Here is a 16,608-nt window from a genome sequence, read left to right on the forward strand (position 1 = left end):
AATAAAGCCCGTCCGGGATCCCCGGGCAGGCTTTATTGCGTTTGTTACCCTGCCAATCAGTTGTGTCCTGCATTCCACAAAAAAGGGCATCCCGCCAAGCGGGATGCCCTTTTTTCAGACAACGCTGTGCAGCCGGAAATTACTCCGCGGCAGCCACCGTCTCTTCCTGTGATTCTCTGGTGGCCTTCTCGGCTTTCAGGCTTTCATGCTGGGCCGGCGTACAACCCAGACAGCGAATAAAAGTACTCTTGCCCGGATTCAATACCAGCACCTGCCCTGCCTCACCGATATTGCCCCCCAGCAGGCTGAACGGCGATGTGACCAGCCACAGACCCGCACCGACCACGGTGGACGCAAACAGCACCGGCCGCGCGATCAGCGAATCGGCGATCATCGCGATTTCCCCCGGACGATCCTGAGACGTGGAGCCTGCAATCGCCGGCAACGGCGCCATTGCACTCAGCATCAGGGTGGAGGCGAGAACAGATGCCACTACCGGGCGCTTTGCTCGCTTCATGGTCAGTCCCTCTTGAAGTTCTTATAGTTAAAGTATCGCTGACATTGTTTCAGCTAAGTCGTTAATATTCCGACAATTGCATCACAATCTACACCTTTGCAGGGACCCCGGCAATACGCAAATCGCTCATTCCCTGATCAACGCTGGCACTGCGGGCAGTAACTGGTGCTGCGTTGCCCGTGACGGTCTGCCTTAAGCAAGGCCTTGCACCTCAGGCAGGGCTGCCCCGCCCGCCCGTAGACATTCAGGGACTGGGCAAAGTAACCCGGCTGGCCATCCGCGCGGGTGAAGTCTTTCAGCGTGGTCCCACCCGCTTCGATGGCTCTGGCCAGCACCGTTTTAATGGCTTCGGCGAATCGCTCATAGCGCGCTTTTGAGATTTTCCCCGCCGCCCGGGAAGGGTGAATGCCGGCAAGAAACAGGCTCTCCTGGGCATAGATATTCCCCACCCCCACCACGGTGGCGTTGTCCATGATGAAGCTCTTTACCGCCACCTTGCGGCCTCGGGAGCGGTCAAACAGCCAGTCGCCACTGAAAGCCTCACTGAGCGGCTCCGGCCCCAGCTTTGCCAGCAGAGGATGGGGCTCTCCCCCCGCCTGGAACAACACCGTGCCAAAGCGACGCGGGTCGTTAAACCGCAGCACCTTGCCGCTATCCAGCTGCAGATCCACATGGTCATGCTTGCGCAGGGGCACACTCTGATCCACCACCCGCAAGGTGCCGGACATGCCCAGATGAATCAGCAACTCCCCGCAATCCAGCTCGATCAACAGGTACTTGGCGCGCCGCCGCAAGGCCAGCACCTGACTATTACGCAGCGTCAGCAGCTCCTCACTTACCGGCCACCGCAAACGCCGTTCACGCACCACCACCTCGCTCAGCACCTGACCTTCAAGATGAGGGCGAATGCCACGCAGGGTGGTTTCTACTTCGGGTAATTCGGGCATAAAAAGGCAATTAATAGTTAACAATGAATAATTAATAGCGAAAACCGGCACATCGTCCAAATCCCGGCAAGTCTTGCGCTACACTACGTTAGCATCTTGTCCTTTCAGCTATTCATTATTAACTATTAATTATTAATTTACTGTCATGCCTCTCTCTTTCTGGCTCGGCGTCGATACCGGCGGCACCTTTACGGATTTTGTTCTGCTGGGACGCGGTGAGCCGCGCATTCACAAGGTATTGTCCACTCCCGCCTCCCCGGAGCAGGCGATCCTGCAGGGGATCCGGGAACTGCAGCTGGACGCGGCCATGGCGGCAGGCGAGCTGGCTATCGTCCATGGCACCACCGTGGCCACCAATGCGGCACTGGAAGAGAAGGGAGCACGCACCGTCTTTGTCACCAACCATGGTGTTGAGGACATACTGCGCATCGGTCGACAAAACCGCAGCGAGCTCTACAACCTGACGCCCTCGTCCCGGGCCGGAGTGCTGGCGACACTGCCCTGCGAAGGCGCCCACTGCCGCCTGGATGCCACCGGCAAGGAAATCCAGCCCCTCTCTGATGACCACCTGAGCGATCTGGTGGCGCGCGTTATCAGCCATGGTCCGGAATCCGTGGCCGTCTGCCTGCTGTTTGCCTATCTGGATGGAAGCCAGGAACAGCGAATCGCCGACGCTCTTCAACAGGCAGGGCTGGCCGTGAGCACCTCCCATAACATCATTCCCACCCGCGGCGAGTACGAGCGCGGCATGGCCACCTGGCTGAACGCCTGGCTCTCTCCCAAAGTGGCAGCCTACCTGGAACGCCTTCAGCGGGCCACCGCACCGGCACCACTTGCAATCATGCAATCCCATGGCGGCACCATGGCCGCCCACCAGGCGCAGGAACTGGCCGTGAATCTGCTGCTGTCCGGCCCGGCCGGTGGCCTCGCTGCCGCCCAGCGGCTGGGGGAACAACTGAATCAGCCACAGCTGATGACCTTCGACATGGGCGGCACCTCCACCGACGTTGCCCTGCTGGATGGGGAAATCCGGCTCACCCAGCAAGGCCACATTGGTCCCTATCCGGTGGCCGTACCCATGGTGGACATGCACACCATCGGCGCCGGTGGCGGCTCCCTGGCTTATGTTGATGAGGCCGGACTGCTCCATGTGGGCCCGCAATCTGCCGGCGCCGATCCCGGCCCTGCCTGTTATGGCCGCGGCGGCCAGCAGGTCACCGTTACCGACGCCAATGTGGTGCTGGGCCGCCTGCAGCCGGACTTTGCCCTGGGCGGCTCCCTGAATCTGGACGTGGCTGCCGCCGAGCAAGCCATGGCCAAACTCGGTGATCAACTGGGTATAGACACCCTGCAAGCCGCCGAGGGAGTGCTGGCACTGGCCAACGAGCACATGACCCAGGCCCTGCGGGTGATTTCCATCCAGAAGGGGCATGACCCGGAAGACTTTGCCCTGATGAGCTTTGGCGGCGCAGGCGGCCTGCATGTCTGCGAACTGGCGGATAACCTGGGCATGCGCCGGGCCATTGTGCCGCAACGGGCCGGCGTGCTCTCCGCGGAAGGGCTCGTCTACGCGCCCCGTAAACGGGAGTTGCTCAAGGCCCTCCCGGATGGATTGCCAGATCACGCCTGCGGAGAAGAGATTCAGGCACTGAAGCAGCAGGGGCTGCACGAATTACAGGCCGAAGGCGTTGCCGCCGACCAGGTCCGCTATCACGTCTTCCTGGACATGTGCTACCGGGGGCAGTCGTCGGTACTGCAGATTCCCTGGCTGGATGACGCCAATCAGCGTGAGCAGGCATTTCATCTGGCCCACGAACAGCGTTTCGGGCACCGCCTGGGCTTGCCGGTGCAACAGGTTAACCTGCGAGTGCAATGTCTCGCCGAACAGCGCCCGCCAACCCCTCCGGCCCTGCCTGATCAGGTTGGCCACCCCCTGCGGACCGCTCATCTGCCAGGCACCAAAGAGCAAGTGGGCATTTATCGACGCGAACATCTGGGCAATGGCCAACACCTCAAAGGCCCGGCTCTGATCGCCGAATCCGTGGGCACCACCTGGCTGGCTCCAGGCTGGGGGGCCCGCGTAACACCACAGGGGCATCTGCTGTTGGAAAAGACCGGATAAACACCTGACGGCTGCGGCGACTGCCCTTCATCCCGGCAATCCCGCCGTCCGGTCGATGCAGTGGCCGAAAGTCCGAATTTGACCCATTCAGCGTCTTCTTACCGTCACCGGGACTGGGCACAATACATACTCCGTATTCTTAGTGTATGAACCTGATGCTTGATTTCATTGAACACGGCCTGTTGGCCCCGAGTCTGGGCGCGCTGGTGCTGATTACCCTGGCGATGACCCACGCCACTATCGTGAGCGTGACAGTCTATTTGCACCGCTATTCCGCGCACCGGGCGCTGGAACTGAGCCCAATCCTGAAACATTTTTTCCGTCTCTGGCTGTGGCTCAGCACCGGTCAGAACACCCGTGAGTGGACCGCCATTCACCGCAAACACCACGCCAAGTGCGAGACTGAAGATGATCCGCACAGCCCGCAGGTAAAAGGCATCAAGAAGGTACTGCGCGAAGGCGCAGAACTGTACCGAGAGGAAGCCGAGAACGAAGAAACCCTGCAGAAGTACGGCGCCGGCTGTCCGGACGACTGGCTGGAGCGTAACGTCTACTCCCGCTTCCCCATGGGCGGTGTGGCACTGATGGCCGTCATCAACCTGATGCTGTTCGGTGTGTACGGCATTACCATCTGGGCAGTGCAGATGATGTGGATCCCGGTCTTCGCTGCCGGCGTCATCAATGGCATTGGCCACTACTGGGGCTACCGCAACTTCGAGTGCGCCGATGCCAGCCGCAACATCTCCCCATGGGGCATCCTGATTGGCGGCGAAGAGCTGCACAACAATCACCACACCTACCCCAACTCCGCCAAGCTGTCCGTGCGCCGTTTCGAGTTTGATGCGGGCTGGGCCTGGATCCGGCTTTTCGAGATGCTGGGGCTGGCTAACGTCAAGAAAGTGGCGCCCAAGCCAGTCATCGACAAGGAAGCCAAAGGCATCGACCTGGACGCCCTCCGTGGCGTCATGCAACACCGTTTCCAGGTCATGGCCAACTACCGCAAGACCGTTATTGTCCCGGTTTTCAAGCAGGAACAGGAACGAGCCTGCGAGGCCACCCGTGACCTGTATGCCCGGGCCAAAGCCCTGTTCCACAAGGACCTGTCTCTCATCAAGCCCACTCAACAGGAGCGTCTGGTCAGCCTCACCCAGAGCAACGAGACCCTGGACGCCATCTACCAGTTCCGCCTGCGCCTGCAGGACATCTGGTCGCAGACCAGCCGCAATTCCTCGGAAATGGTGGAAGCCCTGGAGCAGTGGTACCACGATGCCCGCGAATCCGGCATCGCCGCCCTGCAGGACTTCGCCGATCAGCTTGCCCGCTACCGGCACGCTGCTGCGTAATCAGAAACGGCCGCTTTTGCGGCCGTTTTTTTTGAGCGCATCAAGGATGGCTGAGGCGTAACGGTTTTGCCGCTTTAGAGGAATATCACAAGCGCAATGCGCAGGGGCTCGGCTTTCATCAAACAGCCGGAAGGCTATCTCTCAGTAAAAAACCACCGTGGACAGTGTTCAGCGCCAGAAGGGATTCAGTATGCTGAGCGCATAAAGGGATTTTCTCGAACGGAGGCAACGCGGCGCATTGGCGTTGCAGGCTCACGCTTAAAGCTTGCCACCAATCAGTTATCCTCTACCACTGTCACATTCTCGATCACCTGACTTCCACCCTGATCTGCATTGGTTACGGTGACGGTAACACCGCCAAGCCCAATGCCCAGAGACTCAAGCAAAGGATTGATGAGCGCACCCGCCAGCGCTTCCACCACATCCGATAGCAGCCCCTCCAGCAGGTTCAGCAGCGAGGAAAGGTCCAGAGGCAGGCCCAGCAACGCAACGTTGCGCAAATCCAGATCCAGATCCAGCCCGCCAACGCCATCGCCGGTATCCTGATAGGTGTCTTCACTGCAACCCAGATCGCTGCAATAGAGCGGGTAATCATCGGAAATGATGACATTGTTCTCCTGGATGCCTGGCACCTCGCCGGCAATAAACACATCCGCCGTCAGCAATTGCAAACCCAAGATCCCCAGCAGATCCAGATCGCCATTTTCGGGGATAATATCCCCCGTATCCGTGTCTACGGTCCCCGTCCCCAACCGCGCCACACTGCGGTTCAGATTGATACCAATCTCTACCTGATTGACACCGCCCACCGCGCAACGAGCTGAGACAAACTCTCCTTCTGCCCCGCCCACATTGACGGCCAGCGGCAGATAGACGTTCGCACCGGAGAGCAAGCCACCCAGCGATAACAACTGCACGTTCGCCAACACCTGCAAACGGATATCCGGTGCATAAAAGCGGGTAACCCAGTTTCCATCCGCATCCTGCCGGGCCGGGCCAATCACAATCCGTGGCGCCTCGCCCACATTCAATCGAACGCTGGCATTCACATTGGCAACCGCGCCAAGATCCAGATCCACATCCAGTGGGACCGTGAGAAATCCGCCCAGTGCATCCTGCTGGGTTTCTGCCACATTCAGCACCAGACTGATCAACATATCGTACAGCGGAAACTCACTGCTGGCTGGCACCTGCGTGCCTTCCACCACCTCCAGCACATCACTGACCTGTACCGTTTCCAGACCGGCAGCACCCAGCAAGTCATCCAGGGTCCGTCCTACCGGACTGGAAATGCCTCCGATATCACGCAATGCCGCAGCCAGAGTCTGCCCATCCAGACCCAGTAACGCAGTAACGTCAGCCACACCCACTTCCGTCAGCAAGTCACCCAGCCGCACCGTGGTATTGCGCAGGCTGTCCAGGCTTGTGGGGTCCAATACATAAAATGGGTCACCCAGCACAGAGCCCAGAAGCCCTCCTACAATGCCGGAGTCCACGGTGGCAGTGCTGCCCGCAGCACTGAGGGTGGCAACAACTTCCTTACGGGCAGCAGCGTTGACAGTAATATTCAGGGTGCCGAACACGGATTCAGGCAACAGCAGAGAAATGGGTTCATTGCGGGTATAGGAGACCAGCACCGCATTGCTTTCGATAAAGCTGACCGGACGAAACGCCAACACATTGTCGGCACCCCGCTCCACGACACCGCTTCTCACTGTGAGGGCGTCTGCCTCACCAGAGAACCCCTGGGCTTGAGCGGCAGCCAATGCACGCTGACGAATCAGGAATGTGGACGCAGCCAGCCCGCCACAACTCTGGGTGGCCGACGCACCCGCCTGGGCCGCCACGTTCACCTGCGCCTGCATCTCGCCGCGCAGCTTATAGAGTCTCGCCCCGTCCAGTACCATCACGGAAAGGGTAATGATGACCAGCAGCAGCAAGGGGGTGATGATGGTCAGCGCCCCCCGCTGGCGGCGAGGATCAGTTATCGTCCCGGGTCTGCTCACCGAAGGACTCCGGAATCGGGGTGCGGAAGGAGTCAGCCAGACGACGCTGACTGTCAACATACAAGGAAGCAGACAGCTCACTGTCCTGTTTCGGGGGAGCGGTACGCTGCTGTTTCAGCAACCACTCTGTTTCTGTCGCCGGAGGCTTGCTCACCACCTGATCAGAAATGCCGAAGGCATATTGCCCGGGCGGCTCCGCAGCCAGCGCTGCCACAGGCAGGTAGAGACCAATCAATAACCATGGAGCTTTCATCTTCTTGCCCTCCTGTTTCCCAGTGCGTGTCATTGTTCAGACTTGCCAAACTGCTGCCGCAGCGCCCTGGCGTAGTCCAACTCATCCTCCGAGAAACCATAATCCGATTTCAACGCGTCCAACCCCTGCTCGTCACCCCTTAACAGATAGGCTACCGCCACATTCTGACGAACCGGCCCCTGACCATTGGCCAGCTCCAGCGCCGTGCGAAGTTCGAAAGCCGCCTGTTGGTAACGCCCTGCCAGCAACAATGCATAACCATAATCGTTGCGTACCTGGGCAGAGGCCGGTGACAGGTTGCGGGCAATCTCCAGATGCAGCAGCGCCGCATTCACATGATTGCGCTTGAGCTGCACCATCCCCAGACCATGTCGGCTACGGCCATCGACACACTGGAGCACCAGCTCACGGAACACCTGCTCGGCATCATCCAGCTTGCCGGTAGACGCCAGCAGCTGACCGTAACGCAACCAGTAGTCAATGCCGTCCATGGGCTTGCTTTCCAGACGCGCCAGTGCAGCATGATTACGCCCTTTACCCATCAGGGTATCGATCATTTCCAGATCCACGCGCTGCTCCGGTTGTACCGCCTCCTGACAGGTAATATCACTGGTATCCACGGTTCCCTCGGGCGTTGTCTGTGACGGCTGACTGGCACAACCCGCCAGAATCACTGCCACCCAAACCCAACCTCGCATCGGCATCTCTCTCGTCCCTTCCTGTGCTTTTCTGTTAACTATCGTGCCAGCGCATCAGCAATGGAAATCACCGCCGGGCCGCCGATCAGAATAAAGAGCGCTGGCAGCATGAATGCCATCATTACCACCGTCATCTTGGCCCCGATCCGGTTGGTTTCCTCCCGAATGCGGTTGCGCTCCACGTTTTGCGCTTCCTCAATAATCTGGTCCAGGCTGGCAGACACTCCGGAACCCAGCAAACTGCTCTGTTTCATCAGTACCACATAGCTGCGCAACACCGGAATCCGTTTGTTCTCGCCCAGTTCATCCAGCGCCAGGCTTCGCTCGGCACCGGACTGCATCAACCGGTTGAACCGGTCAATGCGCAGGATCAGCACGGGCAACAGTGGGCGCCCCTGTACACCGATGATCCGCATCACCCGCTCCAGTGACAGGCCCGCCTCCATCAGCATGCGGGTCATGTGGCACAACTCCACCGCTTCCAGGTTCTGGCGCATTTCCGCATGCGCCCCCATCCCCCGAAGAGTGCGCCGGGGCAAAATAAAACCGGCCACCGACAGCATCACACCACCAATGACTCCAAAAAACACAAAACCCACCACGACAACCAGCGCGGGCAAGACCCAGCAGCTCAACAGATAAATCACCTGTGACTGCTCACGACTCTTGCCCATGACGGCCATGGCCTGACGAATTTCCTGATAGTCACCGGCCGCCAGAGCGGATTCCGTCAGCGCCGCGGACAGTCTCCACAACCAGAAGCGGGCGTTGTCGCCCTCGCCATTGCGCGAGCCGGTCTCGTTGAGACGCTGGCTGACTTTGCCCTGTATTTCCCAATACCGGGCACGAAACAGCAGCCACAGGGACAATCCAGCCAAAACCAGCGAAAGGATCAGCAAGACATCATTCACGGCCCACCCCCTGCACCATGCGCCAGATAACCACCACGCCCAACCCTTGCAGGATGCCGGCAATGATCAGCATGGTATGACCGGTATCGGTGTTAAGCAGCACCTCGGCATACTTCTCGTTGATCAGCATCATGTAGGCGGCCATGGCCAGCGGCAGCAGCGTGAAGGCGCCAGCGGTAAACCGGGTTTCCGCAGTGGACGCCAGAAACTCACGGCGCAACTCCTGCTGGGAACGCAGCGAATTCGCCACTTGCTGTAACACCGGCCGCACGGAGGAACCAAAACGGGATGACGTACGCAGGGCGATGGACACCATCACCAACGAGGGAACCTGATAAAGCCGGGAAAAATCATCAAACAGCCCGGTGTAATCCCGGCCCGCCTCAATGGCGCTGCGCAGCCGGAAGGTCAGCGGCGTAAACACGGGAGGTGCATCATTGAACGACTCCAGCAGCGAGGCTTCCAGAGAGCGACCCGCCTCCATGTACCGCAGGGTGGAATCCATGATTCCTGGCAGAGATTCGAAAATTGTGCTGCGCTGCTGCTGAAACCGGAACCGCCAATACAGCCAGGCACTGGCCACAATCAACGCCAGCACTACCACCGCGGCCACTGGGCCACTGCTGGCCAGCACCAGCGCCACCAGAATAAACGTCAGTACAGCCAACAACGCCAATTGCGTGCGGGAAAGACGAATATCCGCCCGCAGCAGCACTCGCTCCAGTGGGCTGCTGGCCACCCGTGCCAGAGCCGGCTCTACGGGAATATCGGTTCGCTGCTGCAGCCGCTGGCGCACCCGGTCATTGAACAACACCTTCTCGCGACGCCGAAACCACAGCACCTGTACCAGCACGGTCATCACCGCAATGATGCCCAGAGTCTGGGCCATGCCAAGCAGCGCCACGGCGCTCATGGATCACTCCGGTAGAGATAGTCCAGGTTGTACTGTTCATCATCGGTGGGCGACAGCGCCACCACTTCACTGACCCGGCGACGCCCATCAGGCAGACGTTCCAGCTGGATAATCACATCCAGCGCCGAGCCGATCAGGCGCCCGATGGCCTTCTCACTGGCTTCATAGCCACTGACAGCCAGCAGGGTCTCGATACGAACCAGCGCATCCCGGGTACTGTTGGCATGGATGGTACTCATGGAGCCCTCGTGGCCAGTGTTCATGGCCTGCAACAACTCAATGATCTCATTGGAGCGCACCTCCCCCAGAATCACCCGGTCAGGGCGCATACGCAGGGAATTGACCACCAGTTCCCGAGCGGTCACCTTGCCCTTGCCTTCGGTATTGGCCGGGCGAGTTTCCAGCGACACCACATGGGGGTGGTTGAGCACCAGCTCGGCAGAATCCTCGATGGTCAGGATACGTTCCTCACGGGGAATGTACTGGCTGATCAGATTCAGCATGGTGGTCTTGCCAGTCCCGGTACCGCCGCTGATGATGATATTCCGCCGGGTTTCCACTGCCGTAATCAGGGTATCCAGGCAGGCCTGGGTCAACGAGCCGCTCTGGATCATTTCTTCGGCACTGAGATGATTGCGGGTAAATTTACGGATACTGATGCTGGGACCGTTCAGGGCCAGCGGCGGAATAATGGCGTTCACCCGCGAACCATCCGGCAGCCGCGCATCCACCATGGGGCTGGACTCATCCAGACGCCGCCCCAGCGGAGCCAGCATGCGACGAATTACCCGGGTCACATGGTCGTCATTGATAAAGCGGACCTGGGCTTTCTGCAGCACCCCGGCCACTTCGATAAACACATTGTCCGGGCCATTCACCAGAATATCGTTGATGCGTGGATCGTCCAGCAGCGGCTCCAGCGGACCGAAACCCAACACCTCGTCCAGGGTGTCTTTCACCAGCTGATTGAGGTCCTGGGTGGAGAGCGGCACCCGGTTCAGGGCGATTTGCTGCCCCACCGCATTGCGGACAAATTCAGACAGCAGATCGCGGTTGGCATTGCTGACCTCAATGCCTTCTTCATCCAGCCGCTCCACTACCCAGCGATGGGCGCGGTCTTTTAGCTGCTGGTATTCCGCGTCAATGCGTCCTGCCACTCTAAACTCCTTTCATGACAGCAGGGCCCTAGCCCTGGCTGCGAATCCGTTGCCACCAGCTTTCGCTGCTCTGGGCATTGTCCGGCTGCATCTCCAACTTGCTCACCAAACCCTGCAAAGCGCGGCTGTAATGGCTGCGGGGGCTTTGTTCCTGTATCGGTAAACCGGCATTCATGGCCATCAGGCGATGCTGCCAGTCCATGGGCAACTGCCCGATGACATCGGCGCCGGCGGTCTCTGCCAGTTCATCGGCGGCAGGCGGCACCCGGTTATCAGCGCCATCCACCACCAGTCGCACCTGGCTGTCGCGCCCAAGATGGGCACGCCATTCATTACCCAGGGTGCGCACCGCATGGGCCTGATCCACCAGCGGATGCATGGCGATCAACAGATGCCGGGCATGGATACCCAGCGCCCGCACCCAGTGACGACGCTGCATGGTGCCCACATTGATGATGATGCGATCAAACATCTGCATCAGATGATTGAGCGCGATGAAAAGATCCGCGCTGCGGTCTCCTTCCATGTCCTCCCGATTGACCCCGCCCGCCAGAAGACGCAGGCCCGGGCGATATTCCTCAAGGGCAGTACCGATCAGGGTATCGTCCAGGGTTTCCGGGCTGGCCAGCAGGTTTTCCAGGCTGTACTCGTTATGCACATCCAGATAAAAGATTCCCCGCTCGGACGGCTGGGTATCAATGGCCAGGGTTCGCTCATTGGGGAACAGCTGGTTCACACTCAGAGCAATGTTCTGGGTCAGAAAGCGAGTGTCCACGGTGGGACTGGCTGAAGCCACCAGCACCAGATTGTTGGTGGCAGACTGGATACGGTCATCATAATGCCCCACCCGCATCAATTGATGCCTACGCAACCGCTCACGGACATCGCCGGCATCACTGCCGGCCACAAAACAGTCGCGGGCACCGGCGCGCATGGACTGCAACAGCAGCTCCTGATTGGCACGGGCGCATACTGTAATCACCGTGACCCATGGGCGAGCACTGGTCAGGGCGGTAATGATGGCGAGCGACTGGTCCAGATCCGCATCGGAAATTTCCACCATCACCACATGGGCGGTGGTGGCCTCCAGCAAACGCAGCACCCGGGTCAGGTCGGTCCGGCTCACCTGCTCCAGGCGGAAGGGTTCTTCGACTACCCGCTCCAGCCAGGCCTCCAGGCCCGCATCGTCGACAACGGAAAGAACAATGTCATGATCACTCATGGGGTCACCAGCTCAGGCCGTGGCGGATGGGTTGGGAACCTCGACGCACCTGTGTGGCCATGTCCAGCCAGCCCATGCTGCTGTTTTGATACCCGGCACCGGGCAGGGTCGCCGGCATTTCCTGCTGCTTCTGGGGCGTCACCAGGTGCGGCGTCACCACCATCACCAGCTCCTTGTCATTCTTTTCAATCCGGGAAGAGCGGAAAAAGGCGCCAAGAATGGGCAGGTTACCGATGCCCGGTAACCGGTCACTGTTACTCACCGTATTGCGACTCACCAGGCCACTGATAATGAAAGTCTCACCGGGGGCCAGGGAAACCGTAGTTTCCGCACGACGCACCCGCAGCCCGGGCACGGCCACACCACCGGTTTCCACCCCGGCAGAGAAATCCAGCTCGGAGACTTCCGGGGCAACCTTGAGAATGATCTGGTTTTCATCGATAACCGTGGGGGTCAGGCTCAAGCCAATACCGAATTCCTTGAACTCGATCTGCACGCCTTCCGTGGTACTGCGGGTAGGAATGGGAAATTCCCCACCAGACAGGAAGCTGGCACTTTGTCCAGACAAACTGGTCAGCGAAGGTTCGGCCAGGGTGTAGGCAAACCCCCCGGCTTCCAGGGCATTAATGGCCAGCACGGAATTGGAACCGAAGCGGAACAGATTGAAGCCTTCGCTGCTGATTGGTGTCGGTATGCTGCCCGGCACCTGGAAACCACTGCCCGGTACAGCCACTCCTGCCGCTGTATTGCCACCGTCCCACACATTGCTGTAGCTCATGCCTAACTGATTCAACTCGGCACGACTCACTTCCAGCACCCGGATGTCGGTCTGCACTTGCGTGCCGAACGGCAGGGAAGATCCCAGGGTCGTCGCAACCACCACCGTACTGCGCAACGGCTTGCTCTCGCCGCGCAACCAGATTGAGAGCACCGCGGAGCCTTCCGCCTTGGCAGTCAGCAGAAGCTCCTGACCGCCCGTCACCGTCAGCGCTGCCACCGCAGGATCTGAAGTCGCCACCTTGGCCACCGCCGATGGAAAGGTCAGCACCTTCTGGTCTCCCGGCGCCACGCGCATGGACCCGGCGAGACCTTCCGCCTGGGCCGGCATCAGCCATACCGACACCAGCACCATCATGGCCAATCTGAACAGCCTGCTAACGCACATAGGTGCTCCTCGAATCCGATCCTTCGTAAACTTCCACCCGTTGCCCCGGTGCCGCACGACGCACAGGGGGCGCCTTGCTGGGGAACAGGTCGCGGTAATACACCGGCTTGCTACGGCCTCCGGCTGCCACACTCTTGTCCTCACTGGCCACCACGGCCAGCCGCAGCGCCCCTTGCTCCTCCGCCAGCAACACCGCCGGCATCTTGTCACTGGGCACCGCCAGCACAACGGTATTGTTGCGCCGTTGCCGCTCTTGATCCTGGTTAGACTGGGCTTCCGCCATGGCTCCCTTCACCGCCAGCACCTGCACATTGCTGAGCAGCACCATGGCTGCCGGGTTATCCCGCTCGCCATCGCCCTTGCGGAAGGCCACCACCACATCCACCAGATCACCCGGCGTCACCAACCCACCTGCCATGACCACGTCATCCACGGCCACCGCCAACGCACGGTACCCTGCCGGCAAGGTGCCAGGCAGGGTACCGCCGGGTTCCAGATGATTTCGGGAAAGCAGCTCGCCCGGACGGGCAAACTGGCGTAATTCTTTACCGACCACCTCTTCATCCGCGGTCAGCACATTGGCGATCGGAGCAGGGGAAGACACCACCGCCAGGGATTCTTCATCCAGCACATCGCCAATGGCAAGGTTCTCCGTCACCACCCAATAGCGAAATGTCGGCGCCTGTTGCTCCTGTGTGACACGATCCTTGTCTTCCGGCGCCACCTTCAGGGAAGGGGACGGGTCACGACTCAACCCCACCACCGCCAGTATCAGGGCAACCAATGCCACCACCAGGGCGGGCAGCATGTACAACAGTCTCGATCCCATGTTCTCTCCGGAACATCCTTGTCGGTTTTATTTGTTATCCCGCGCCAGAAACTCCGCAATGCTGACCGCTCAGAATGCGGCTCTTGCATCCACATCCAGTTGCGCAGGTAATGGCGGGAACTCCCCCAGCATGCCGAAATTCAACGCCGGCGCAATGGGATTCGCCGCATAATTGCTATAAACCAGCTCGCAGCGAAGCATTTCGATACCGCCCACTGTCTCCAGAGCGCAGGCGGAATCCGTATCAAGATTCCGCAGACTCTGAGGCAGCTGTGCCACCAGCCCGGCCAACGCATTATTGGCACGCTGGGTCACGGCGGCGGACAGTGCTTCGCTTTCGTAGGCAGAACGATCCAGATACAGGGCGGTGGCCACTGCCGCGTCCACCGCATTCTGCATCCTGTATTGGGCAAAAAAGGTAAGGCCGTACACCGCCGCGCCATACAACATGGCCACCACGAACGGAAACAGCATGATGAATTCGAGTGCTACCGCACCGAATTGCCGGCGACGAATGTTCACAACAGAACGTCCAGCCTGGTCAGGCGTCAACCGCCACCACCGCCACCGCCACCCGCAGCGGCATCGTCAAAGAGATCGGTGAAGGCCGTTTCTATGGCATCGCTACCCACTGTAGTCAGTGCAACACCAATGATGATGATAAGAGCTGCGGCCAGCACGATATATTCCAGCGCACTGGCGCCACGCTGACCATGGGCACGACCCGGCATACGGGTAAATAAGCGCGCCAGAAGGGAATAATAAATTCGGGACAAACTACTCATGATTAATCTCCATTGACATCCTTGTATACCTGTCTTGTCTGCATATGAAGCCGTTTTGATATGCTAGGCATCCACGGAAACAGGCTCAACCATTGCTGCGTAGGCATTCTGTTATCCATGTTTCCGTCACGTAAACGCTAACACCACCGTTCCAGAATTACGCAGCACCAGCTTCCCACCGGTTTTATAAGAACGACAAGCGGTTAAGAATGCATTTTTGTGATAACGATCACAGCGACAAAGCAATGCAAATATGTTAAGGGCAGATAATTGAGTCGGTCTTCGAAAGCAAAAAAGCGGGAAGGAACCCCGCCTTCTGACCACTTTCCTGCAGACACAAAAAAACCCGGCCAGGCCGGGTTTTTTCTGTCCGTATTGCCAGGCAGCAATGATCAATATTACTTGATCTTCGCTTCCTTGTAGGCAACGTGCTTGCGCACAACCGGATCGTACTTCTTGGTTTCCATCTTTTCAGGATGGAGACGCTTGTTTTTGGTCGTGGTGTAGAAGTGACCAGTGCCAGCAGAGGACACCAGACGGATCTTTTCACGAATCGGACCAGCCATGGGTTAGCTCCTTAAATTCAGTCTTAAACGCGTTCGCCGCGGGAACGAATATCGGCCAGAACGGTATCAATACCTTTCTTGTCGATAATGCGCATGCCCTTGGAGCTGACGCGCAGGCGAACAAAACGCTTCTCGGACTCAACCCAGAAACGGTGGTGGTGCAGATTCGGCTCAAAACGACGCTTCGTCTTGATGTGCGAATGCGAAATATTGTTGCCCGTTACAGGGCGCTTACCGGTCACCTGGCAAACTTTGGACATTGTCTTGCTCCGTAAATCTTCCTGCGGGGACGGTAGAGCCCCGGAAAAGGCGCGATTTATACCAGTGGACCGCTCAAGATTCAAGCACAATCTTGGAATCCGATCCCGATTCACCAACATTCAAGGGCTTAGCGGCGAGCAACCTTCCAAACGGTAGAGATCGACCCTCGCCGCATTCCAACTGTCTACACCGCCCCACGGGCCGCCAGGGACACCCAGCCCCCATCGCCAATTACCAGATGATCCAGCACCCGGATGTCCACCAGCGCCAAAGCTTCTACCAGGCGCCGGGTAATCGCGTGGTCCGACTGGCTGGGTTCGGCCACCCCGGAAGGATGATTATGGGCCAGGATCACCGCAGCGGCATTATGCTCCATGGCCCGGCGCAGCACTTCCCGGGGATACACCGCCGCCGCATCTATGGTGCCCTGGAACAGCTGCTCATAGGCAATCAGCCGGTGCTTGTTATCCAGGAACAGACAGGCAAACACTTCATAGGGCAGCCCGCGCAACCGGGCCGTAAGCAATTGCCCGGCCTTGTCCGGATTATCCAGCGGCAGGCCGCGCTCCAGAGGCTCGGCCAGATAGCGCCGTCCCAGCTCCAGCGCTGCCAGCAACAGGGCCCGGCGCGCCGTCCCCATGCCCGGCAGCCGCGCCATGGCCTCAGGACTGCTGTCCAGCATGGCGCGCAATCCGCCACCGGCGGACAGTTGCCGCCGCGCCAGATCCACCGCTGTTATCCCCTGCTGCCCGGTTCGCAGAAAAATGGCCAGCAACTCCGCATCACTGAGCGCCTCTGCGCCACGCGCCAGTAACTTCTCCCTCGGCCGCTCATCCGTCGGCCAATCTGTAATCGCCATGACTTTCCCTAGTCCTGTTAACGGCCAGCCTGAAAAACTCGCCCTTCCCCCCAC

Annotated in this window: 18 protein-coding genes; 2 read left to right on the forward strand and 16 right to left on the reverse strand. The window is 59.3% G+C overall.

The features are described 5' to 3' along the window. Positions 1–139: 139 nt before the first annotated feature. Both GQF00_RS08175 and mutM read right to left on the reverse strand, forming a co-directional pair. On the reverse strand, positions 140–517 hold the full coding sequence (locus GQF00_RS08175; protein WP_161318672.1) for a hypothetical protein: 378 nt from the start codon (positions 515–517) through the stop codon (positions 140–142). 137 nt (positions 518–654) lie between these two features. Next, positions 655–1,464 carry a bifunctional DNA-formamidopyrimidine glycosylase/DNA-(apurinic or apyrimidinic site) lyase gene (mutM, locus tag GQF00_RS08180; protein ID WP_161318673.1) on the reverse strand — a complete coding sequence of 270 codons (810 nt, stop codon included), beginning with the start codon at positions 1,462–1,464 and terminating at the stop codon, positions 655–657. 145 nt (positions 1,465–1,609) lie between these two features. Here mutM and GQF00_RS08185 point away from each other — a divergent pair, with 145 nt between their 5' ends. Together GQF00_RS08185 and GQF00_RS08190 are read left to right on the forward strand one after the other, a co-directional pair. Beyond that, positions 1,610–3,586: a hydantoinase/oxoprolinase family protein gene (locus tag GQF00_RS08185; protein ID WP_161318674.1), complete on the forward strand. Its 1,977-nt coding sequence runs from the start codon at positions 1,610–1,612 to the stop codon at positions 3,584–3,586. Between the two features lie 146 nt (positions 3,587–3,732). Continuing rightward, positions 3,733–4,929: a fatty acid desaturase gene (locus GQF00_RS08190; protein ID WP_370519470.1), complete on the forward strand. Its 1,197-nt coding sequence runs from the start codon at positions 3,733–3,735 to the stop codon at positions 4,927–4,929. 275 nt (positions 4,930–5,204) lie between these two features. On the opposite strand, the gene GQF00_RS08195 is transcribed toward GQF00_RS08190, so the two are convergent. The 14 genes from GQF00_RS08195 to radC all read right to left on the reverse strand — a co-directional run bounded on the left by GQF00_RS08195 (position 5,205) and on the right by radC (position 16,554). Beyond that, positions 5,205–6,935 (reverse strand): hypothetical protein, encoded by a 1,731-nt coding sequence (locus tag GQF00_RS08195; RefSeq protein WP_161318676.1) that lies wholly within the window; start codon positions 6,933–6,935, stop codon positions 5,205–5,207. Beyond that, positions 6,910–7,188, reverse strand: coding sequence for a hypothetical protein (locus tag GQF00_RS08200; RefSeq protein ID WP_161318677.1), 279 nt, complete (start codon positions 7,186–7,188; stop codon positions 6,910–6,912). The genes GQF00_RS08195 and GQF00_RS08200 overlap by 26 nt, the downstream gene beginning before the upstream one ends. Before the next feature lie 29 nt (positions 7,189–7,217). Further along, entirely contained in the window at positions 7,218–7,886 is a 669-nt protein-coding gene (locus GQF00_RS08205; RefSeq protein WP_237440443.1) for a hypothetical protein, read from the reverse strand. 38 nt (positions 7,887–7,924) lie between these two features. Further along, positions 7,925–8,797 (reverse strand): type II secretion system F family protein, encoded by an 873-nt coding sequence (locus tag GQF00_RS08210; RefSeq protein ID WP_161318678.1) that lies wholly within the window; start codon positions 8,795–8,797, stop codon positions 7,925–7,927. Further along, on the reverse strand, positions 8,790–9,710 hold the full coding sequence (locus GQF00_RS08215; RefSeq protein WP_161318679.1) for a type II secretion system F family protein: 921 nt from the start codon (positions 9,708–9,710) through the stop codon (positions 8,790–8,792). Before GQF00_RS08215 ends, GQF00_RS08210 begins: the two co-directional genes overlap by 8 nt. Beyond that, positions 9,707–10,867 (reverse strand): CpaF family protein, encoded by a 1,161-nt coding sequence (locus GQF00_RS08220; RefSeq protein WP_161318680.1) that lies wholly within the window; start codon positions 10,865–10,867, stop codon positions 9,707–9,709. The genes GQF00_RS08215 and GQF00_RS08220 overlap by 4 nt, the downstream gene beginning before the upstream one ends. A 28-nt stretch (positions 10,868–10,895) precedes the next feature. Further along, on the reverse strand, positions 10,896–12,089 hold the full coding sequence (locus GQF00_RS08225; RefSeq protein ID WP_161318681.1) for a hypothetical protein: 1,194 nt from the start codon (positions 12,087–12,089) through the stop codon (positions 10,896–10,898). Positions 12,090–12,093: 4 nt separating this feature from the next. After that, positions 12,094–13,254, reverse strand: coding sequence for a type II and III secretion system protein family protein (locus tag GQF00_RS08230; RefSeq protein WP_237440444.1), 1,161 nt, complete (start codon positions 13,252–13,254; stop codon positions 12,094–12,096). Beyond that, the gene (gene cpaB, locus GQF00_RS08235) at positions 13,244–14,083 is read right to left on the reverse strand and encodes a Flp pilus assembly protein CpaB (protein WP_161318682.1); all 840 of its coding nucleotides are present in this window, start codon (positions 14,081–14,083) and stop codon (positions 13,244–13,246) included. Before cpaB ends, GQF00_RS08230 begins: the two co-directional genes overlap by 11 nt. A gap of 69 nt (positions 14,084–14,152) precedes the next feature. Beyond that, positions 14,153–14,605, reverse strand: a complete 453-nt coding sequence (locus GQF00_RS08240; protein ID WP_161318683.1) for a TadE/TadG family type IV pilus assembly protein — start codon at positions 14,603–14,605, stop codon at positions 14,153–14,155. 26 nt (positions 14,606–14,631) lie between these two features. After that, a complete protein-coding gene (locus GQF00_RS08245) occupies positions 14,632–14,868 on the reverse strand; it encodes a Flp family type IVb pilin (protein ID WP_202560432.1) in 237 nt (78 codons plus the stop codon). A 398-nt stretch (positions 14,869–15,266) separates the two neighbouring features. Further along, the gene (gene rpmG, locus GQF00_RS08250; RefSeq protein WP_007151127.1) at positions 15,267–15,434 is read right to left on the reverse strand and encodes a 50S ribosomal protein L33; all 168 of its coding nucleotides are present in this window, start codon (positions 15,432–15,434) and stop codon (positions 15,267–15,269) included. Between the two features lie 23 nt (positions 15,435–15,457). Then, complete coding sequence (gene rpmB, locus GQF00_RS08255) at positions 15,458–15,694, reverse strand: 50S ribosomal protein L28 (RefSeq protein ID WP_035232732.1); 237 nt, start codon at positions 15,692–15,694, stop codon at positions 15,458–15,460. 185 nt (positions 15,695–15,879) lie between these two features. After that, the gene (gene radC / locus GQF00_RS08260; protein ID WP_161318684.1) at positions 15,880–16,554 is read right to left on the reverse strand and encodes a DNA repair protein RadC; all 675 of its coding nucleotides are present in this window, start codon (positions 16,552–16,554) and stop codon (positions 15,880–15,882) included. Between the last annotated feature and the right edge of the window lie 54 nt (positions 16,555–16,608).

The organism is Alcanivorax sp. DP30 (assembly GCF_009882945.1).
Taxonomy (GTDB): Bacteria; Pseudomonadota; Gammaproteobacteria; order Pseudomonadales; family Alcanivoracaceae; genus Alcanivorax.